A 16,412-nucleotide genomic window follows, 5' to 3' on the forward strand; every position below is an offset into this window, starting at 1 on the left:
TCCCAATGGACAGTAACTCCTTACTCTTTTCTCATACTCTTATAAACAGGCCTAATTGCCCATATGTAATGTCAGGCAGCGATATGCTTCAAAGCAACACATGCCTTCAGATAGCAACAATCGAGCAGGAAATCCCTGCCCGATCCACTTTATGTTCTCAGTCAGCTCTGAAACCCGATTGAAAATTCCGGTCATGCAAACTGTTTCCATTTTTATCTTCTGTTCAAAATACTGCCCAGCTTCTCCATGACACCCTCCGCCAGCTCAGAGCTTTTGCAGGCACACATAATCGTGTCATCTCCTGCAATACAGCCCAGGATTTCCGGCCATTTCAAGGCATCCAGAGCTGTGGCAACTCCCATTGCCATTCCGGTAACTGTTTTGATCACTACCAGATTCTGTCCAACCTCAATGGACACAACCGCATCATTTAACACTCTTGTATACTGGTCCCCAAGCCCTGGCTGTGTATCCTGCAGGATGGCATAGCGGGATTTCCCGTCTTTTCCTGCAACCTTGGTCATTTTCAGTGCACGGATATCTCGTGAAACCGTAGCCTGTGTCACCTTAAAACCGGCTTCATTCAATCTGGCTGCAAGCTCTTCCTGTGTATCTATGTCATATTCTTTTATCAGTTCGATAATTTTCTCATGTCTTGCTAATTTCACTTCTTAACCTCCCCTGCAAAGATTTTCTGCCCTGAAGTCTGTTAAAAAAAGCTGTCACTTACAATACCCCTTTTTCAAACAAGCTCTGAAGGAACCTTTGCAACGCATTCTGAAAATGATATTATCAATAAAATTCCCATGCGGAAATCAACACTTATAATAATATTTATATTTTATACATCAAAAATCAGCTATCCCTCATTTTCTGTCTCAACACTTCAACGAAACTAAGATGATTCAGCTTCAAAATCCTGGTTTTCACCTCTGCCTTTCGGATCACAATCTTATCTCCTGTGATCATTGGAATCTCAGAATCCCCATCAAAAGAAGCCAGTCCTTTTTCGCAATCCTGGTGACGTCCCTCTCCCATTTCCACCGTAATCACATCTTCCGCCGGGAAAACAATGCTTCGGCTGTTCAGAGTATGTGGCGCGATCGGTGTCATAATCGTCATCTCTCCACTTGGTGAAACAATAGGACCGCCAACAGAAAGGCTGTATCCTGTCGAACCTGTAGGTGTGGAAATAATAATTCCATCAGCGTTATAAGAGTTCAGATATTCGTCATTGACAAAATTTTTAAATCTTACAACACGAAGGGGACCTTCCCTTGCAATTACAATGTCATTTAAGGCAATATCCTTGCCGATGACCCTGTCTCCCCGGTAAACAGTCCCGGAGAGCATCATTCTCTCTTCCACCTCGTAGACATCCTCCGTAAGCTTGTCAAGAGCCTGGTATACAGACTGCCTGTCCACCTCAGCCAGAAAGCCCAGATTTCCAAGATTGACTCCCAGAAGGGGAATCTGACTGCGCTTCTTATCGTGAGCCGCCTGAATGTCTCTGGCCGCCTGCAGAAGGGTTCCATCACCGCCAAGTACGATAATGCACTGTGTTTCTTCTGGAATCTTTCTTGGATCCGTATAGTGGAACGGACCTGCGGTCTGTCTTCCAGCAAGCTGAACTTCACAGTGTCCGCCTCTTTTTCCAAGATAATCCACTACCCGGTCTGTAAATTCCAGATTTTTATCTTTTTCATTGTTGGTTATAATATAAAACTTATTCATAACAAAGTCCTGTATCTGTTTACTGCCCCTGTAAGCAACAGCATTCAACTGCATACTATTTTTCTGCCGGTTTATCCAATGCTCCGTGTGCCTGTGCAACCACATCCTCCACTTTCACAGTAAGACTGTCCGGAACCTCCGTTCCCTCCGGTCTTTTCTTCAGATGCAGAAGATATTCAATATTTCCCTCTGGTCCTTTGATCGGAGAAAAAGAAAGATGGCATGGCTCGAGGGAAATACTCATAGCGAAATCCCTCACCTTCTCTATCACTTCCTCGTGTACAGCAGGATCACGGACAACCCCTTTCTTTCCCACCTTTTCCCTGCCAGCCTCAAACTGGGGTTTTATCAGGCAGACGATCTCGCCATCCTCTGTAAGAAGGTTTCTCACAGGTCCCAGTACCTTTGTCAGGGAAATAAAGGAAACGTCAATAGAGGAAAATGCAGGTTTCTCCTGGATATCCTCCGGTACCACATAGCGAATGTTGGTTTTCTCCATGCACACAACTCTTGGGTCGTTGCGAAGCTTCCAGTCCAGCTGGCCATATCCCACATCAATAGAATATACCTTCACACCGCCATTCTGAAGCATACAGTCTGTAAAACCGCCTGTAGAGGCGCCTACATCCATGCACACCTTCCCCTCAAGACTTACATCAAATTCATTCATTGCTTTTTCAAGCTTCAGGCCGCCACGGCTTACATATGGAAGAGTGTTTCCTCTGACTTCCACTTTCACCGTTTCAGCAAACATGGAACCTGCTTTATCTTCCTTCTGACCATCTACATAAACCTGTCCGGCCATGATATATGCTTTTGCTTTTTCTCTGGAAGGTGCAAGAGCGCGCTCCACCAGCATCATATCCAATCGTTTCTTCATTCTCTTATTCCTTCTGAATAGCTACTTGAAATTTTCTTTATCTTCTCTGCGATGGCATTGGCGCTAAGCCCCAGCTGTACCCTAAGACTGTCCACACCTCCATGAGGCACAAAACGATCCGGAATAGCCACCGGCAGCACCTGGATACCAGGATGATATTCTTCCATATAACCGCATACCTGCTGTCCAAAGCCACCATTTTGCACATTTTCTTCTACTGTTACCACCAGACTGTGATTCCGTGCCAGCTGATCCAGCAAAGCTGTATCTAATGGCTTTACAAATCTGACATTTACAAAAGTAGGATCAATTCCTGCCTTCTGTAATTCACTGCAGACATCTGCACAGATCTCCACCATGCTTCCAAGTGCCAGAACTGCTACCTTACAACCGCTGTGAAGGACTTCACTTTTCCCCATCTCCACAGCTGTCTGATATTCCTGCAGCCCCTGATATGCGTTACCTCTTGGGTAACGGATTGCTACCGGGCCATCCGCTTTCACAGCAAAGCGAAGCATTTCCTTTAACTCCCAGTCATTCTTCGGTGCCATCACTGTCATTCCAGGCATCATACTGAGATAGGAAATGTCAAAATTGCCCTGATGTGTCTCACCATCTGCACCAACAAGCCCAGCCCTGTCCACTGCAAAGATCACATGAAGCTTCTGCATGCACACATCGTGAAGCATCTGATCCACAGCTCTTTGCAAAAAGGAAGAATAAATGGCAACCACCGGGATCACTCCGCCAAGTGCCAGTCCGGCTGCAAAGGAAACCGCATGCTCTTCTGCAATTCCCACATCAAAGAACCGGTCCGGAAATCTCTGGGAAAACTTTTTCAGCCCGGTACCATCAGGCATGGCAGCTGTAATGGCAACCAGCTTCTCTTCTTCTGCCGCTACCTGGCACAAAGCATCTGCAAACACATCCGTATAGCCTGGACAGACCTTCTTCTGGGTTGGCTTTCCAGTCTTGATATCAAACGGTCCAATTCCATGAAACATATCCGGGTTCTGTCTTGCAGGTTCATAGCCACGTCCCTTTTCTGTAAGAACATGAACCACAACCGGTCCCTTCACACGCTTTGCCTCATTAAAAAGGCGCATCATCTGGCGCATATTATGCCCGTCCACCGGTCCAAGATAGGTCAGTCCCATATTTTCAAAGAGCATTCCTGGAATAAAAAGCTGCTTAATGCTGCTTTTCGTCCTTCTCACAGCATCCACCATAGCGGTTCCCACACGGGGAATCTTTTTTACCGCCTTATTCAGGCTCATTTTCATTCCGGTGTATGCTTCTGCAGTACGGATCGCACTGAGATAATTTGACATTCCTCCTACATTTGGAGAGATTGACATATTATTGTCATTTAAAACAATTATAAAATTGGTCTTCAATTCAGCTGCATTATTCAGCGCCTCATAAGCCATACCGCCTGTAAGCGCACCATCGCCGATCACAGAAACCACATGATAATTCTCTCCAAGAAGATCCCTTGCATGCACATAACCAAGGCCTGCAGAAATAGAATCTGAGCTATGTCCCGCGTCAAAAGAGTCGCAATTGCTCTCCCCTCTTTTTGGAAAACCACTCAGTCCGCCTTCCTTGCGCAGGGTCTCAAATTCACCTTTTCGTCCGGTGAGGATCTTGTGAGTGTATGCCTGATGGCCTACATCCCAAATCAGCTTGTCATCTGGAAAATCCAGTACATTATGCAGTGCCAGTGTAAGTTCTACCACTCCAAGATTGGATGCCAAATGTCCTCCTGTCCTGCTGACGGATTCAATCAAAAAGCTTCGTATTTCTTCTGCCAGCTGAGGAAATTCAGCCAGAGGAATTTTGTGAATATCGTTGGGCTTTTTTATTTTATCCAGAATCATTTGTATCCTTCTTTCACTTCCTGCGTCCCACCAGCTCGTTCACCAGAGTAAACAGGAATTCATTTTTCTTATTCAGTCCTTCAAGCAAAGTGACTGCCTCATCTGACAGCTTCTTCACCTGCTGCGAGGCTTTCTCAATTCCCATAAGTGTCACATAAGTAGTCTTATGATTCTTCTCATCACTGTGAATTGGCTTTCCCAGCTCTTCCTCGGTGCTGGTCACATCCAGGATATCATCCTGGATTTGGAAAGCAAGGCCGATATTTTTTGCTGCCTTTTCTACTATAGCAATCTCTTCTTCTGTGGCACCTCCGAGAATTGCGCCTGTCATCACAGAGGCTTCAATAAGTGCAGAAGTCTTATTCTCATAAATATAATCAATCATCTCACGGCTCATAGGCTTGCCGTCATTTTCCACATCCACACTCTGTCCGCCAAGCATTCCGTAAAGTCCGGTCTTATGAGATATCACCTTCAGCGCCTGAATCACATGTGCCTGACGATCTGGTGTATCTGCCTTGTCAAAAGCTGTAAGCATCACTTCATAAGCATAATTGAGAAGTGCCACACCACTCAGAACCCCCATGGCTTCCCCATAAACTTTATGGGTGGTAAGACGTCCTCTTCGGTAATCGTCATTATCAAGAGCCGGAAGATCATCATGGACCAGTGAATGGGTATGAATCATCTCCATAGCTGCCATAAAAGGATATGCCAGCTTCTCTTCTCCTCCAAACAGCCTTAAGGTTTCCAGGATCAGCATAGGGCGAAGGCGCTTTCCGCCTGCCAGAATACTGTAATTCATTGCCTGTGCCATAGTCTTCGCAAAACCTTCCTCTGCCGGAAGATAAGACTGGATCACTTTATTAATTTCTTCTGTTCTTTTTTTTAATTCATCTTGAAAATTCACCAAGGCTACCATCCTCATTCATCTGCAGCATTTTTTTCTCTACAGTATCAAGCTTATCATTGCAATATTTCAGAAGCTCCATTCCCTGTTTATAAAGACGAAACGAATCTTCCAGGGAGGTCTCACGGTCTTCCAGCTTTCCCGCCAGAACATCCAGCTCTGAAAAAGCCTCCTCCAGAGTTTTCTCTTCTTTTTTCTCATCAGCCATTATCCCGCACCTCCATCTTTATCGCTGCGCACATTGTACACAGAAGCCTTTTATGGGCTATGCACGATCTGCACGCTGACTTTATTTTTCACAGTCTGTATCTGCTCCGTAACTGCTGGCTTTTGTATTCTGTACAGACGCCTCTATTGTACCATCTGTAACATAAATCAGCAGACTATCCCCTTGTTTTACCTGGGAAACGCTTGTCAATGTCTTTCCTTCCTTATCAGAAACATAGGAGTAACCCTGATTCAGCTTCCGAAGAGGAGAAAGACCGTGAAACCGTTCCAGATAGAGGGACAGTCTGTGTCTTTTATCTTTTATCTTTTGTTCCATGGCAGACTGGATTCGTTCCTGCACATCTGCCGCATACTGCTGACGGTCACGCAGACGGCTCTCCGGATTCAGATACTGAAGACGTGTTCCATATCTTTCCAGTTTTGCCCTGTTTACGTCAATTTTATTCCACACTGCCCGTTCCAGCCGTTCCTGATACCCTTGCATGGAGTTCAAAAGAGTCCGGCAGTCAAAATAGGCGAGTTCTGCCGCTGCTGAAGGTGTAGGGGCACGAAGATCCGCCACAAAATCCGCGATGGTAAAGTCAGTCTCATGTCCCACTGCAGAAATTACAGGTGTATGGCACTCAAAAATCGCCCTTGCCACCTCTTCTTCGTTAAAAGCCCATAGTTCCTCGATAGAACCACCGCCCCGTCCTACAATGATCACATCCACGCCTGCCTCGTCCAGCATGCGGATACCACGTACAATACTGGCCACTGCTCCCTCTCCCTGCACAAGTGCCGGGTAAAGAATACTCTGGATAAAAGGATTTCTTCGGGTGGAAACGTTGATAATATCCCGGATCGCAGCACCTGTAGGAGATGTGACAATCCCCACTCTGTGGGCAAATTCCGGTATGGGCTGCTTGTACTCCTGTGCAAACATTCCCATATCCTCCAGCTCCTGCTTCAATGCCAGGTATCTTTCATAAAGCGCACCAGCTCCCTCTAAAGTAATCTCCTTCGCATAGAACTGATATACGCCATCTCTTTCATAGACATCTACTCTGCCCCCGGCTATCACCTTGTCTCCGTCTTTCATGCGGAAAGCAAGACCTCTTCTGGAACCTGCGAACATAACGCATTTCAGTGTGCCGCCTTCGTCCTTCAAGGTAAAATAGATGTGTCCTGTGGAGTGGTATTTACAGTTGGATACCTCTCCCTTTACATAAATATTCTGTAAAAAATAGTCCTGGGTAAACATGTTCTTCACATAGCGGTTTACCTGACCAACAGAATAAACATTATTCATTTTTATTTTCCGGTGCCCTGGAGCTTACATTGCGGTTGACAACTACCACCTTTTTGGAAGGATCCTTTACCTTGAAACCGGACTTCGGTCTTGCAGAGGTCTGTTCTTCTTTCTTAGAAGATGCCTTTCTTGCAGCAACCTTCTTATCCGGGTTGGCAATTTTTCCAAGGATTCCGTTTACGAATGCACCGGACTCTTCAGAACCGAAGCATTTCGCCAGTTCTACAGCCTCATTGATGGCAACTCCTACCGGCACTTCCTCTTTCTCATATTCAAGCTCATACACAGCCAGACGAAGAACTGTCAGATCAACACGGTTCATACGGCTTGTCTTCCATCCCATACTGATGCTGTTCAGCTTCTCATCAAGCTCATCTGTGCAGTTCATAATGTTCATATATTTGCGGCTGATATAGTCCCGGTCGCTCTCTTCCAGATTCTCAATATCAGCTAAATATAAAGCCAGCTGCTCTTCCATTTCTTTCTGTGTATTAAACTCACTGATAAAAAGCAGCTTAAAAATATGTTCTCTCTGTTCCCTTCTTCTCATGTTTCCTCCTACTATCTGTAACTCCCGAAAATCCCTGTAAAGAAATGCCAGCTCACGCAGACATTCATAGAAAAAAAAGGAAAGGTTTACTTTCCTTTTTTCGTTTACTTGCTTTTTTCATTCTCCATATCTACGCTTGCAATATGAATATTGACATCTGCAACCTCAAGTCCTGTCATGTTCTCAATGGCTGCTTTTACTTTCTCCTGAACCTTCTTGCTGGTCTCAAGGATATTCATGCCATATTCAATATTCAGGGTAAGGTCAACGCTTACCACACTGTCAACAATTTCAACCTTAACTCCCTTGGAGAGATTCTTCATTCCAAGCTTGCTTACCAGCTCATTGGTAATATTGCCTGCCATGGAGGCAACTCCGTCTACTTCTGTAGCGGCAAGTCCGGCGATAATAGTAACGACCTCATCTGCGATCTGAACCTCACCGATTCCCTCAATATCCTGTATTTTATATGTTGTTCTCTTCTCTGCCATGCTTACAAACCTCCTAGGTTTAATCTGCCGGCTGCCGGAAAATTCGCATCTTTCCACGAGGCCAGCGTCAAATCTGCCTTACGGCGTATTTACACGAAACGGATCATCCCACGCATCTGCGCAGTTCTATTTCTATCCGAGACTTTCTTTAATTATAGCAAAATGCGTCAAAAATGAAAAGAGTTATTTACTGAATTCTGTTAATATTAAATCCGGATTTCTGTCTTCTGTCATGCCCACACTCCATGCATTGATAAACAAAAGCAACGGATTGCCTTTCAGATCTGTAACCTTCTTCATGTCAGAAGTTCCGACGATCTTGTCCACCTGAATCTCATCCTTGTTCGCAATCCATCTGATGTGCTCATATGGCAGATTTTCCAGACGAATTTCTACATTGTACTCATTCTCCAGACGATATTTCAAAACATCAAACTGGAGCACACCAACAACGCCCACAATGATCTCTTCCATATTTCCGTAAAGCTCCTGGAAAATCTGGATGGCACCTTCCTGTGCGATCTGGTTAATTCCCTTTACAAACTGCTTTCTCTTCATGGTATCCAGAAGTCTTACCCTTGCAAAGTGCTCCGGTGCAAATGTAGGAATGCCCTCAAATGCAAATTTTTTTCCAGGCGTACAGATCGTATCTCCAATAGAGAAAATACCGGGATCAAATACACCGATAATATCTCCTGCATAAGCCTCCTCAACTACATGGCGTGACTCAGCCATCATCTGCTGGGGCTGAAGAAGTCTCATCTTCTTATCCCCCTGTACATGATAAACCTCCTGGGAGGCATCGAATTTGCCGGAGCAGATACGCATAAATGCAATTCTGTCACGGTGAGCCTTATTCATATTTGCCTGAATCTTAAATACAAAAGCAGAAAAATCATCGCTCATAGGATCAACAAGACCTGAGTCTGCCATTCTTGGAAGAGGTGACGTAGTCATCTTCAGGAAATGCTTCAGGAAAGTCTCAACACCAAAATTGGTAAGAGCGGATCCAAAGAACACAGGAGTCAGTTCTCCCTTACTTACCATCTCCTGATCGAACTCGGCACTTGCGCCATCCAGAAGCTCGATTTCCTCCAGAAGCTGTTCTTTCTGCTCCGGATCCATAACCTCAAGTGCATGAGGAGAATCCAGATCGATTTCCTCAATAGTTCCCTCCTTGGTACCTTTCTGGGTATCTGTGAAAGTAAGGATCTTATTCGTGTTGCGGTCGTAAACACCGCGGAATTTCTTACCGGAACCGATTGGCCAGTTAATAGGGCAGGTTGCGATTCCAAGCTCTTTTTCGATCTCGTCAAGAAGATCAAAGGTATCGTTGGCATCACGGTCCATTTTATTGATAAAAGTAAAAATAGGAATGTGTCTCATAACGCAGACCTTGAACAGCTTTCTGGTCTGTGCCTCAACACCCTTGGACCCGTCGATTACCATAACTGCAGAATCTGCAGCCATCAGGGTACGATAAGTATCCTCTGAGAAATCCTGATGTCCAGGAGTATCCAGAATGTTGATGCAGTAACCGTCATAATGGAACTGCAATACGGAAGAAGTAACGGAAATACCTCTCTCCTTTTCAATTTCCATCCAGTCTGATACTGCATGGCGGGCCGTTGCCTTTCCTTTAACACTACCGGCCAGATTAATGGCTCCGCCATACAGCAGGAATTTCTCAGTCAGAGTAGTCTTACCTGCATCCGGGTGGGAAATGATGGCAAAGGTTCTTCTTTTTTCTATTTCTTTCGTATACTTCGACACGTTTAGCCTCCTATTTGAATTCTCTATTTCAGACACGCTTGTATTCTTATATTTTTGCAGCATTCCTATTCTAGTATAAGGACTGCTGCACTGTCAAGGGGGTATATCATGGATTTACTGTAGTATTATCACGGATTTACTGTAGTATCATCATCAATATCCACGGAAGTCTCCAATGATTCATCTTTGTTTACCAGTTCTTCCTCGCTTTCATTTAACGGCGTGATCACAATATTTTCCGGCGCAATCCCTGTTTTTCTTTTCACAATATCTTCAATCTGAGCTCTTTTTGCGTCTGTCAGATCTGCTTCCGGAACCACCACATCTGCCGTCTCTCCGGTAAGGTTTACGATCACATTTTCGAAACCTTTGGCTTCCAGAAGAAGTTCTGCTGCCGACTCTTTTTCCGTCAGATCCGCCATGGAAACCATGGTGCTCACAGCCTCCTGCTTCTGGTCATCTCCCAGATCCTGGTTGTTAATAATAGCCTGCAGGTCTGCTTTATTCTGTGAACGGATCTGTTCTCTGGAAAGTTTGGCCTGGGCTGCAAAATCAGAAGCCGCAGTAAGTACAGCTTCCCCCGGTGTGCTGGTGGTCTGATCCTGCACATCCGTAAGGCTGCTATCCGCCCCGTTCTCATCCAGAAGGGCTGTTTCATCGGTCAGATCATAGTCCACATCCTCCAGAATACTGCTGCTGTCTGCGCTTGCCTCCTTATTTTTCAGGCCAAGATCTACATCTGCAAAATTCAGGTATCCTGCAATTGCGATCAGAACCGCCAGTGAAGTAATGATTACCTGGTTCTTTTTCAGAATCTTTTTCACTTTACCTCTCCTCATTTCATTTTCATTACTTTAATTTTATGGGCATCCAACTGAAATAATGCCATAACTCCTTCTACAATATTCCTGGAAACCACAGAATTATCTGCTCCTTCCGCCACGATCAGCACTCCGGTCACCGCCTGATTTCCAGAATCGTAGAAACTGCTGCTGTCTTTTTCTTCCCCCGTCATAAGGAGCACCTGCACTTTTCCCACTCCTTCTGTCTGGGATAAAAGATCTTCCAGTTTTTTCTCCAGAACTGTCCGTTCTGCATCCGTATTTTCCTCAGAAGAAGCAGAAAAAAAGGAACTGCTTTTTACTTCCGGGGAGCTAACCTTTTTATTGGATACCGGAAGTGCGATCACCGTAAGCAGAAGTCCCAGAAGGAGAAGAATCACCCATTGTCTGCTTCCCATTTTCCCAAGCAAGGACTTCACAGTTTTCTTCCCGGATTCCCCAGTTTGCTGCAAGTTCATCTTTTATCCCCCTCTCAAGCTCTCCATCTGGCACCGCCTTCGTCCACAGGCAGGCTTTTAACAGCTCCCCTTCTATATGTACTTTGCATGCCGTCACTTCTATGCCTTTCTTTTTCAAAGATTCCGGAATATTTTTCTCAAGCTGCTCCTCCACACCTTTTTCCAGAAGGCTTTTCTGAAGATTTTCCAGATCAAGAGTGAGCCGCTTTTTTTCCTCCTGCTGGTAAAGGCTGGAAAAGCTTTCCGGCAGTGTCTTAGCTTTTTCCAGAATGGAAAGCATGGGAGTGATCAGCATAGCCATCAGCAAAAGCCCCATAAAAAAACGCACATAACGCTGATATTTCCCGGTAGGCACCAGATGGATGAGCATAGTCAACAGAATATAAAATATGGCAAGGCATTTGATCCAGCTGTAGATGGCTTCTTTCATAATATATCACTTCCCGCATCCCATTTTTGTCTCATATCTCAGTCATATGATCAGGTTATTATGATTCATTTCCGCTTACTGTTACTTTTATCCGCCTACAGACGCCATGAGAATTATAAAGGTAAGCACACACAGAATTTCCGCAGTCAGCATGATCCGCAGAAGCAGGGCACAGCCTTCTCCCATTGTGCCAAGACAGCCTACGATTCGTTTGTCTGATACAGGCTGTGCCACTGCACCAAGGAAGCGATAGCTAAGGGATAGAAGACCATAATGAATCACAGGTCCGGCTCCTGCAAGAAGCAGAACCACCACTGCCATTGCTCCAAGACAGTTTTTCACAAGCAGTGCCCCTGCCAGAATCAATTCTGTTACCGCATTTACGGCATTTCCCACAGCCGGAATCGCTCCGGCAGTTCTGCCCAGGGCAGTTCGTTTGATAGCATCCATGGCAGGCGCAACCAACCCTCGTACCGCCTGAAGCCCAAGGACAGCCCCAAGCATGGTTTTCAGGCTCCAGCTGATCATAGTTTCCAGAAGCTCTGCCATCTTGCTTAACATATCCTCTTTGGAAAGATGGTTCACCATACAAAGAAGAACATACAGATTAGCCCCTGGCAGAATCAAAGTGAGAAGAAGCCATTCCACCAGCCACACCAGAAGAAGAACCCCCTGATAAAATACAGATGCCGTGACAGCTCCCGATGCTGCTGAAACTGCCACGAAATAAGCAGGTGCCAGGCCTTTCATAAACTGAGTCATCCACTCCAGCTGTTTTCCAAGGGAAACTCCAAGCTGCTGATAGCTGTTCATCAGAATGGTAAATAATAAAAGATATACCATGTAAAAACTTACCTCTCCAATCTGGCTGTTTTCAAATACCTCTGCAAAATTTGAAAAAACAGCAGCTGCCAGCACCAGAAGAAGAATGCGAAAAAAATTAGCCCGTTCTTTTTCCAGCCGGTCAAAAAAGAGGCTGCGCAGAAATTGCTGCACCGCCTCTTTTGAAAATACTGTTTCGCCGTTTATCATGTTTTTTAATGCTGTTCCTATGGAAAAGCTGTCCTCTTCCAGCATTTCATCCATTAAAGCCTGTACCTGTTCGAAAGACATGTCAGAAACCAGCTGCTCCGTAATGCCGTCAGAATCAGCGGAAGCTGCACGGTAACCAATACCTGCAGTTACTGTTTTCTCCGTTGTTTTCTTTGTTATCTCTTCCTCGGTTTCGACTGCTGTTTCACCTGTAAAATTCTCTGTTTCCATGCTCTCTGCTTTTACATTTATTTTCCTGTCTCCCATCAGAATCCATACTGCAAATAGCAATGCAGCAATTACCTTCCATGTTTGTTTTTTTCTCCAAAACCTCATACCATGAACTCCTGAATCGTCTTCAGAAGTGCCATAAGCACCGGCATGCTCAGCACCATCACCGACAATTTACAGAACAGCTCGATCTGAGCCGCTGTGGTGCTGTAGCCTGCATCTTTACAGATTCCGGAGGCAAACTGGCCAATGTAAGTAATTCCGATCATTTTTACCAGTGTGGAAATATATTCCGTATCCACCGGAAGTGTCTCCTGGATTTTTCCCAGAGATTCAAACAGATAATAAATTTTCCCCACAGCAAGTCCCATGATCACAAGACCAATTCCAACTGTAATAAAACAGGCGTATTCCGGTTTGGTTCCTTTCATAAGAAATCCAAGAATAACACCGCATACGCCTAGTAACGAAATCTTTATAATGTCCATTTTCCACCTCCTGAACACAGGTGACAGGATATTGGTGAATCAGATCACAATTCAAATAATTTTTTTATGCTGTCAAACAACTCATAAATATATGGTACGATCCAGAAGAGTACCACAAGAAGCCCTGCCAGGCTGACTAAAAAAGCCTGTTCCTCTCTGCCGCTGTGTTTCAGGACCTGAGAAAGTACGGAGACCAGAATCCCCACAGCAGCTATTTTGAAAATAATACTGACTTCCAAGGGGGCCTCCTTTCTTACCGTTATCTGCCTTTACATAACCGTTTTCCAGGCAATTTTCCCAGATATTATATGAAATTACCACAACAAAACTGCCAGCAGAATTCCTCCCAGAATTCCCATGCTCTGATATGTTTTCTGCTGCTTTGGCATAGCACTTTTCAGAATCTTTATCCTGTAGTCTAACTCTTCCTCCAGAAGTGTGAGCTGTGCCACCTGCATTTCCCTGTCCAGATATCCCAGTTTTTCTCCCAGAGAAAGAAAGCTTTCCCGCTCTTCCTCTGAAAGCCTGTGAAGGGGAAGCAGTCTTACCGCGCATTCCCTGAAAATCTCATCAAAGGTAATTCCAGGCCGCTGCTGAAGCCATCCTGCAGTTTCTTTGAGAAAAAGCCTGTACTCTCCTGGCATTTTTGCTGCAGCATCAAGAAAGGCATCTTCCAACGTCGCCCCTGTGCAGCGGATTTCCCCTTTCAGTAACAGAAGAAGCTGCGCCAGTTTTTCCAGAATTTTCAGTCTGGCTGTCAGTTCCATGCTTTTACACAGCCCAAGACCTGTTCCGGAAAAAAGGATCAGAATGATTCCTGCTGTTTTCAACAAGGCCTCCCATTTCTGTCATAAATTCCAAGTATGGTTCCTGCATGTTCTCCCTTGTCCAGGAAAATATACCGTTCAAACACTCTTCTTCTCACCAGCTTTTCAAAATAAGGCTGATGGATCACGTCCTCAATGGAATTCCCATGAGCAGTGGCGATCACTTTACATCCACTGTGGATCACAGATTCCACAGCTTTAAAGTCTTCTTTCCGTCCCAGTTCGTCTACAGCCACAACTGCCGGGGACATAGAACGGATCAGCATTTCCATCCCTTCTGCCTTCGGACAGCCGTCCAGAACATCTGTACGCATGCCAAGGTCATTCTGGGGAACTCCCTGATAGGAACCGGCAAGCTCACTTCTCTCATCTACAACGCCAACCGTTACCCCCGGCATTTTTTTCTTTTCCTCACCATTGCTCAGCTGACGGATAATATCCCGGAGCAGGGTTGTTTTCCCCCCTCTTGGCGGAGAAACGATCAAAGTATGGGCTACCCAGTCTTTTTTGCGGATATAGGGCATCACCTGGTCTGCGCAGCCTACCACTTCGTGAGCCAGACGTACATTGATACAGGAAATATATTTCATTCCCTGGATCTCATTGCCGTCAAGAATCACCTTTCCGGTAACACCTACCCGATGACCTCCCTGAACAGTGAGAAATCCCTGGCGCATTTCATCTTCATAGGAATAAAGGGAATAACCACTTATATATTCCATGGTTTCCTTCAGATCTTCCCTTGTCACCACGTATTTGCCATCATGGTCGGTAAGGAAACCCTCACCTCCGTCATAGGTGTAGAACAGCGGCCGTCCTACTCTTAACCGTATCTCATATATTTTGTCATAATCAAGGTTTGCATTCATCAACAGTCTGCGGATATTGCCTGCAAACAGGTTCTGAATCTGCTCTGCTTCTATGTTGTATCACCTCTCAATTTTAATATATGTGGACAATCCCGGATTCATTCTTAAATAAATCCCCCAGATTTCAGTTCTGGACACATTCTAATACTGGCTCACATTACTCTGTATGCTCTGCTGGTATTCTTCCGTTCTGGGAAGGCTCAGTTTTAAAACCCTGTCCACAATATTCACAGACGCTGAACTATATGCATAAGCAGCGGATTCAAACAGCACGTACAAGTCATCCCCATCCACAAAAATCTGTTCGATTCGTTCCGGAAACCGATAGCTGACAGCAGAATTCTCATCTACATAAAGCCTTTTATCGGATTTCTCATAAAATACCACTCTGGAAGGCAGAATTCCAAAGGAATGAGACAAAAGAAGCTTGTCGTTATAAAAAGTCATTCCCTGGGCCTGTTCGGAAATGGTGGAATAATCAAGGGGAACCGCCATCCCGAAGTTCATTCCCAGACCTTCATCCATAGTATTTATCAGGTTTCCCTGATCATCTACTGCATATCTTGCAATGGCACTGTCTGTATATTTTGTAAAACAGCCAACGTACAGACACCCATCATAAAAGGTCATAAAGGAATCACGGACGATTCCGTAAAGGCTGGCTACCTGGTTGGTCGCGATAGGATGCCTGCCTGCATCATAGTCATAATTTTCGATAGATTCCATGGTAAGGCTCACTGCCTGGGCAAGTTCCTGCGTATTTGAAGAATACCACAGAATCCGGTGTTCACTGTCATATGCCAGACCGCCAACATGTGGCTGTCCGGGCAAAATAATTTCTTTTATAAAACGATGCGATTCTTTGTTGATCATATAGATCACAGAGTTATGCTTTTTCGCATGGCAATAGGCACTTACAAAAACATAATCCTCTGTTACTGCCAGACCCTGCGGTGTCATAGTGGTACACATGGCCGGCATATCACCCTCACTGGTAAGAAGGGTTCGTGTTGCTTTCAGGCCGGGAATAATATAGGTTCCGTATTCCCGCTCCTTTTTCCTGTCTTCAAAGGCAAATGCCATCAGCTCTTCTTTCTGGGAAAGCATCTGGATCTGTCCACGAAGAGTATAGTAAGCCGCTTCCTGATTAGTGGTTTTCCTCTTGGTGGGCGGCTCATTTCTGCCTCTGTATATAAAGGCATATGCCAGATAAGATCCCACGATGACCAGAACCATGATCAGGATCCTGAGCCAGAAAATGCGGTTTTTCCATTTCATCTTTTTCGTCATTTATCTGCACTGCTTCCGCAATAGTACTCTTTTGGTAACTGTTCTGTACCTTCACAACTACATGCTTTACAATTGCATGCTTCGCGATACACAAAAAATCATGCTTTCCATGATTTCACGCCGAAATTCCCGGGCTTTCTGTGAACTGTGTTCACAAAAACAACCTCGCGAAATACTGTCTCCTAAATAGTTACCTCTTTTTTTGTTA

19 protein-coding genes are annotated in these 16,412 nt (G+C 45.0%); all 19 read right to left on the bottom strand.

Annotated features, from left to right (window positions below; genetic code table 11):
* Positions 1 to 212: 212 nt before the first annotated feature.
* Entirely contained in the window at positions 213 to 668 is a 456-nt protein-coding gene (argR, locus tag AB5706_RS06350) for an arginine repressor (RefSeq protein ID WP_118581008.1), read from the bottom strand.
* 187 nt (positions 669 to 855) lie between these two features.
* Positions 856 to 1,734, bottom strand: coding sequence for an NAD(+)/NADH kinase (locus tag AB5706_RS06355; RefSeq protein WP_148462519.1), 879 nt, complete (start codon positions 1,732 to 1,734; stop codon positions 856 to 858).
* Between the two features lie 55 nt (positions 1,735 to 1,789).
* Positions 1,790 to 2,614 (bottom strand): TlyA family RNA methyltransferase, encoded by an 825-nt coding sequence (locus tag AB5706_RS06360; RefSeq protein ID WP_148462520.1) that lies wholly within the window; start codon positions 2,612 to 2,614, stop codon positions 1,790 to 1,792.
* Positions 2,611 to 4,494 (bottom strand): 1-deoxy-D-xylulose-5-phosphate synthase, encoded by a 1,884-nt coding sequence (gene dxs / locus AB5706_RS06365; RefSeq protein WP_173769996.1) that lies wholly within the window; start codon positions 4,492 to 4,494, stop codon positions 2,611 to 2,613. Before dxs ends, AB5706_RS06360 begins: the two co-directional genes overlap by 4 nt.
* 13 nt (positions 4,495 to 4,507) lie before the next feature.
* Positions 4,508 to 5,416, bottom strand: coding sequence for a polyprenyl synthetase family protein (locus AB5706_RS06370; protein WP_243249223.1), 909 nt, complete (start codon positions 5,414 to 5,416; stop codon positions 4,508 to 4,510).
* On the bottom strand, positions 5,388 to 5,612 hold the full coding sequence (xseB, locus tag AB5706_RS06375; protein WP_148462521.1) for an exodeoxyribonuclease VII small subunit: 225 nt from the start codon (positions 5,610 to 5,612) through the stop codon (positions 5,388 to 5,390). The genes AB5706_RS06370 and xseB overlap by 29 nt, the downstream gene beginning before the upstream one ends.
* Positions 5,613 to 5,693: 81 nt before the next feature.
* The gene (xseA, locus tag AB5706_RS06380; RefSeq protein ID WP_148462522.1) at positions 5,694 to 6,923 is read right to left on the bottom strand and encodes an exodeoxyribonuclease VII large subunit; all 1,230 of its coding nucleotides are present in this window, start codon (positions 6,921 to 6,923) and stop codon (positions 5,694 to 5,696) included.
* Positions 6,916 to 7,473: a transcription antitermination factor NusB gene (gene nusB / locus AB5706_RS06385; RefSeq protein ID WP_148462523.1), complete on the bottom strand. Its 558-nt coding sequence runs from the start codon at positions 7,471 to 7,473 to the stop codon at positions 6,916 to 6,918. Before nusB ends, xseA begins: the two co-directional genes overlap by 8 nt.
* Positions 7,474 to 7,577: 104 nt before the next feature.
* Entirely contained in the window at positions 7,578 to 7,964 is a 387-nt protein-coding gene (locus AB5706_RS06390) for an Asp23/Gls24 family envelope stress response protein (protein ID WP_118581028.1), read from the bottom strand.
* A 183-nt stretch (positions 7,965 to 8,147) separates the two neighbouring features.
* Positions 8,148 to 9,737: a peptide chain release factor 3 gene (locus tag AB5706_RS06395; protein ID WP_148462524.1), complete on the bottom strand. Its 1,590-nt coding sequence runs from the start codon at positions 9,735 to 9,737 to the stop codon at positions 8,148 to 8,150.
* A 128-nt stretch (positions 9,738 to 9,865) separates the two neighbouring features.
* Positions 9,866 to 10,561, bottom strand: coding sequence for a SpoIIIAH-like family protein (locus AB5706_RS06400; RefSeq protein ID WP_148462525.1), 696 nt, complete (start codon positions 10,559 to 10,561; stop codon positions 9,866 to 9,868).
* A gap of 11 nt (positions 10,562 to 10,572) precedes the next feature.
* Complete coding sequence (locus AB5706_RS06405; RefSeq protein ID WP_202030764.1) at positions 10,573 to 10,959, bottom strand: hypothetical protein; 387 nt, start codon at positions 10,957 to 10,959, stop codon at positions 10,573 to 10,575.
* Entirely contained in the window at positions 10,901 to 11,467 is a 567-nt protein-coding gene (locus AB5706_RS06410) for a stage III sporulation protein AF (protein ID WP_148462526.1), read from the bottom strand. Before AB5706_RS06410 ends, AB5706_RS06405 begins: the two co-directional genes overlap by 59 nt.
* Before the next feature lie 87 nt (positions 11,468 to 11,554).
* On the bottom strand, positions 11,555 to 12,835 hold the full coding sequence (locus tag AB5706_RS06415; protein WP_148462527.1) for a stage III sporulation protein AE: 1,281 nt from the start codon (positions 12,833 to 12,835) through the stop codon (positions 11,555 to 11,557).
* Positions 12,832 to 13,218, bottom strand: a complete 387-nt coding sequence (locus AB5706_RS06420) for a SpoIIIAC/SpoIIIAD family protein (RefSeq protein WP_118581049.1) — start codon at positions 13,216 to 13,218, stop codon at positions 12,832 to 12,834. Before AB5706_RS06420 ends, AB5706_RS06415 begins: the two co-directional genes overlap by 4 nt.
* Before the next feature lie 44 nt (positions 13,219 to 13,262).
* A complete protein-coding gene (gene spoIIIAC, locus AB5706_RS06425; RefSeq protein WP_021924294.1) occupies positions 13,263 to 13,457 on the bottom strand; it encodes a stage III sporulation protein AC in 195 nt (64 codons plus the stop codon).
* Between the two features lie 75 nt (positions 13,458 to 13,532).
* Positions 13,533 to 14,048 carry a stage III sporulation protein AB gene (locus AB5706_RS06430; RefSeq protein WP_243243778.1) on the bottom strand — a complete coding sequence of 172 codons (516 nt, stop codon included), beginning with the start codon at positions 14,046 to 14,048 and terminating at the stop codon, positions 13,533 to 13,535.
* The gene (spoIIIAA, locus tag AB5706_RS06435) at positions 14,045 to 14,968 is read right to left on the bottom strand and encodes a stage III sporulation protein AA (protein ID WP_256144497.1); all 924 of its coding nucleotides are present in this window, start codon (positions 14,966 to 14,968) and stop codon (positions 14,045 to 14,047) included. The genes AB5706_RS06430 and spoIIIAA overlap by 4 nt, the downstream gene beginning before the upstream one ends.
* An 87-nt stretch (positions 14,969 to 15,055) precedes the next feature.
* Positions 15,056 to 16,204 carry a YncE family protein gene (locus tag AB5706_RS06440; protein ID WP_148462530.1) on the bottom strand — a complete coding sequence of 383 codons (1,149 nt, stop codon included), beginning with the start codon at positions 16,202 to 16,204 and terminating at the stop codon, positions 15,056 to 15,058.
* Positions 16,205 to 16,412: the final 208 nt, after the last annotated feature.

Origin of the sequence: Ruminococcus sp. RTP21484sp1_RTP21277st1_D2_RTP21277_210401 (assembly GCF_040924225.1) — a bacterium.
Classification (GTDB): domain Bacteria; phylum Bacillota; class Clostridia; order Lachnospirales; family Lachnospiraceae; genus Blautia_A; species Blautia_A faecis.

Bases quoted from the DNA above. Each gene is read 5' to 3' on its own strand.
- AB5706_RS06440 (WP_148462530.1), bottom strand. From the start codon at position 16,204: ATGACGAAAAAGATGAAATGGAAAAACCGCATTTTCTGGCTCAGGATC.
- AB5706_RS06355 (WP_148462519.1), bottom strand. From the start codon at position 1,734: ATGAATAAGTTTTATATTATAACCAACAATGAAAAAGATAAAAATCTG.
- nusB (WP_148462523.1), bottom strand. From the start codon at position 7,473: ATGAGAAGAAGGGAACAGAGAGAACATATTTTTAAGCTGCTTTTTATC.
- AB5706_RS06390 (WP_118581028.1), bottom strand. From the start codon at position 7,964: ATGGCAGAGAAGAGAACAACATATAAAATACAGGATATTGAGGGAATC.
- AB5706_RS06370 (WP_243249223.1), bottom strand. From the start codon at position 5,416: ATGGTAGCCTTGGTGAATTTTCAAGATGAATTAAAAAAAAGAACAGAA.
- dxs (WP_173769996.1), bottom strand. From the start codon at position 4,494: ATGATTCTGGATAAAATAAAAAAGCCCAACGATATTCACAAAATTCCT.
- xseA (WP_148462522.1), bottom strand. From the start codon at position 6,923: ATGAATAATGTTTATTCTGTTGGTCAGGTAAACCGCTATGTGAAGAAC.
- xseB (WP_148462521.1), bottom strand. From the start codon at position 5,612: ATGGCTGATGAGAAAAAAGAAGAGAAAACTCTGGAGGAGGCTTTTTCA.
- AB5706_RS06360 (WP_148462520.1), bottom strand. From the start codon at position 2,614: ATGAAGAAACGATTGGATATGATGCTGGTGGAGCGCGCTCTTGCACCT.
- AB5706_RS06420 (WP_118581049.1), bottom strand. From the start codon at position 13,218: ATGGACATTATAAAGATTTCGTTACTAGGCGTATGCGGTGTTATTCTT.
- AB5706_RS06415 (WP_148462527.1), bottom strand. From the start codon at position 12,835: ATGAGGTTTTGGAGAAAAAAACAAACATGGAAGGTAATTGCTGCATTG.
- AB5706_RS06410 (WP_148462526.1), bottom strand. From the start codon at position 11,467: ATGAAAGAAGCCATCTACAGCTGGATCAAATGCCTTGCCATATTTTAT.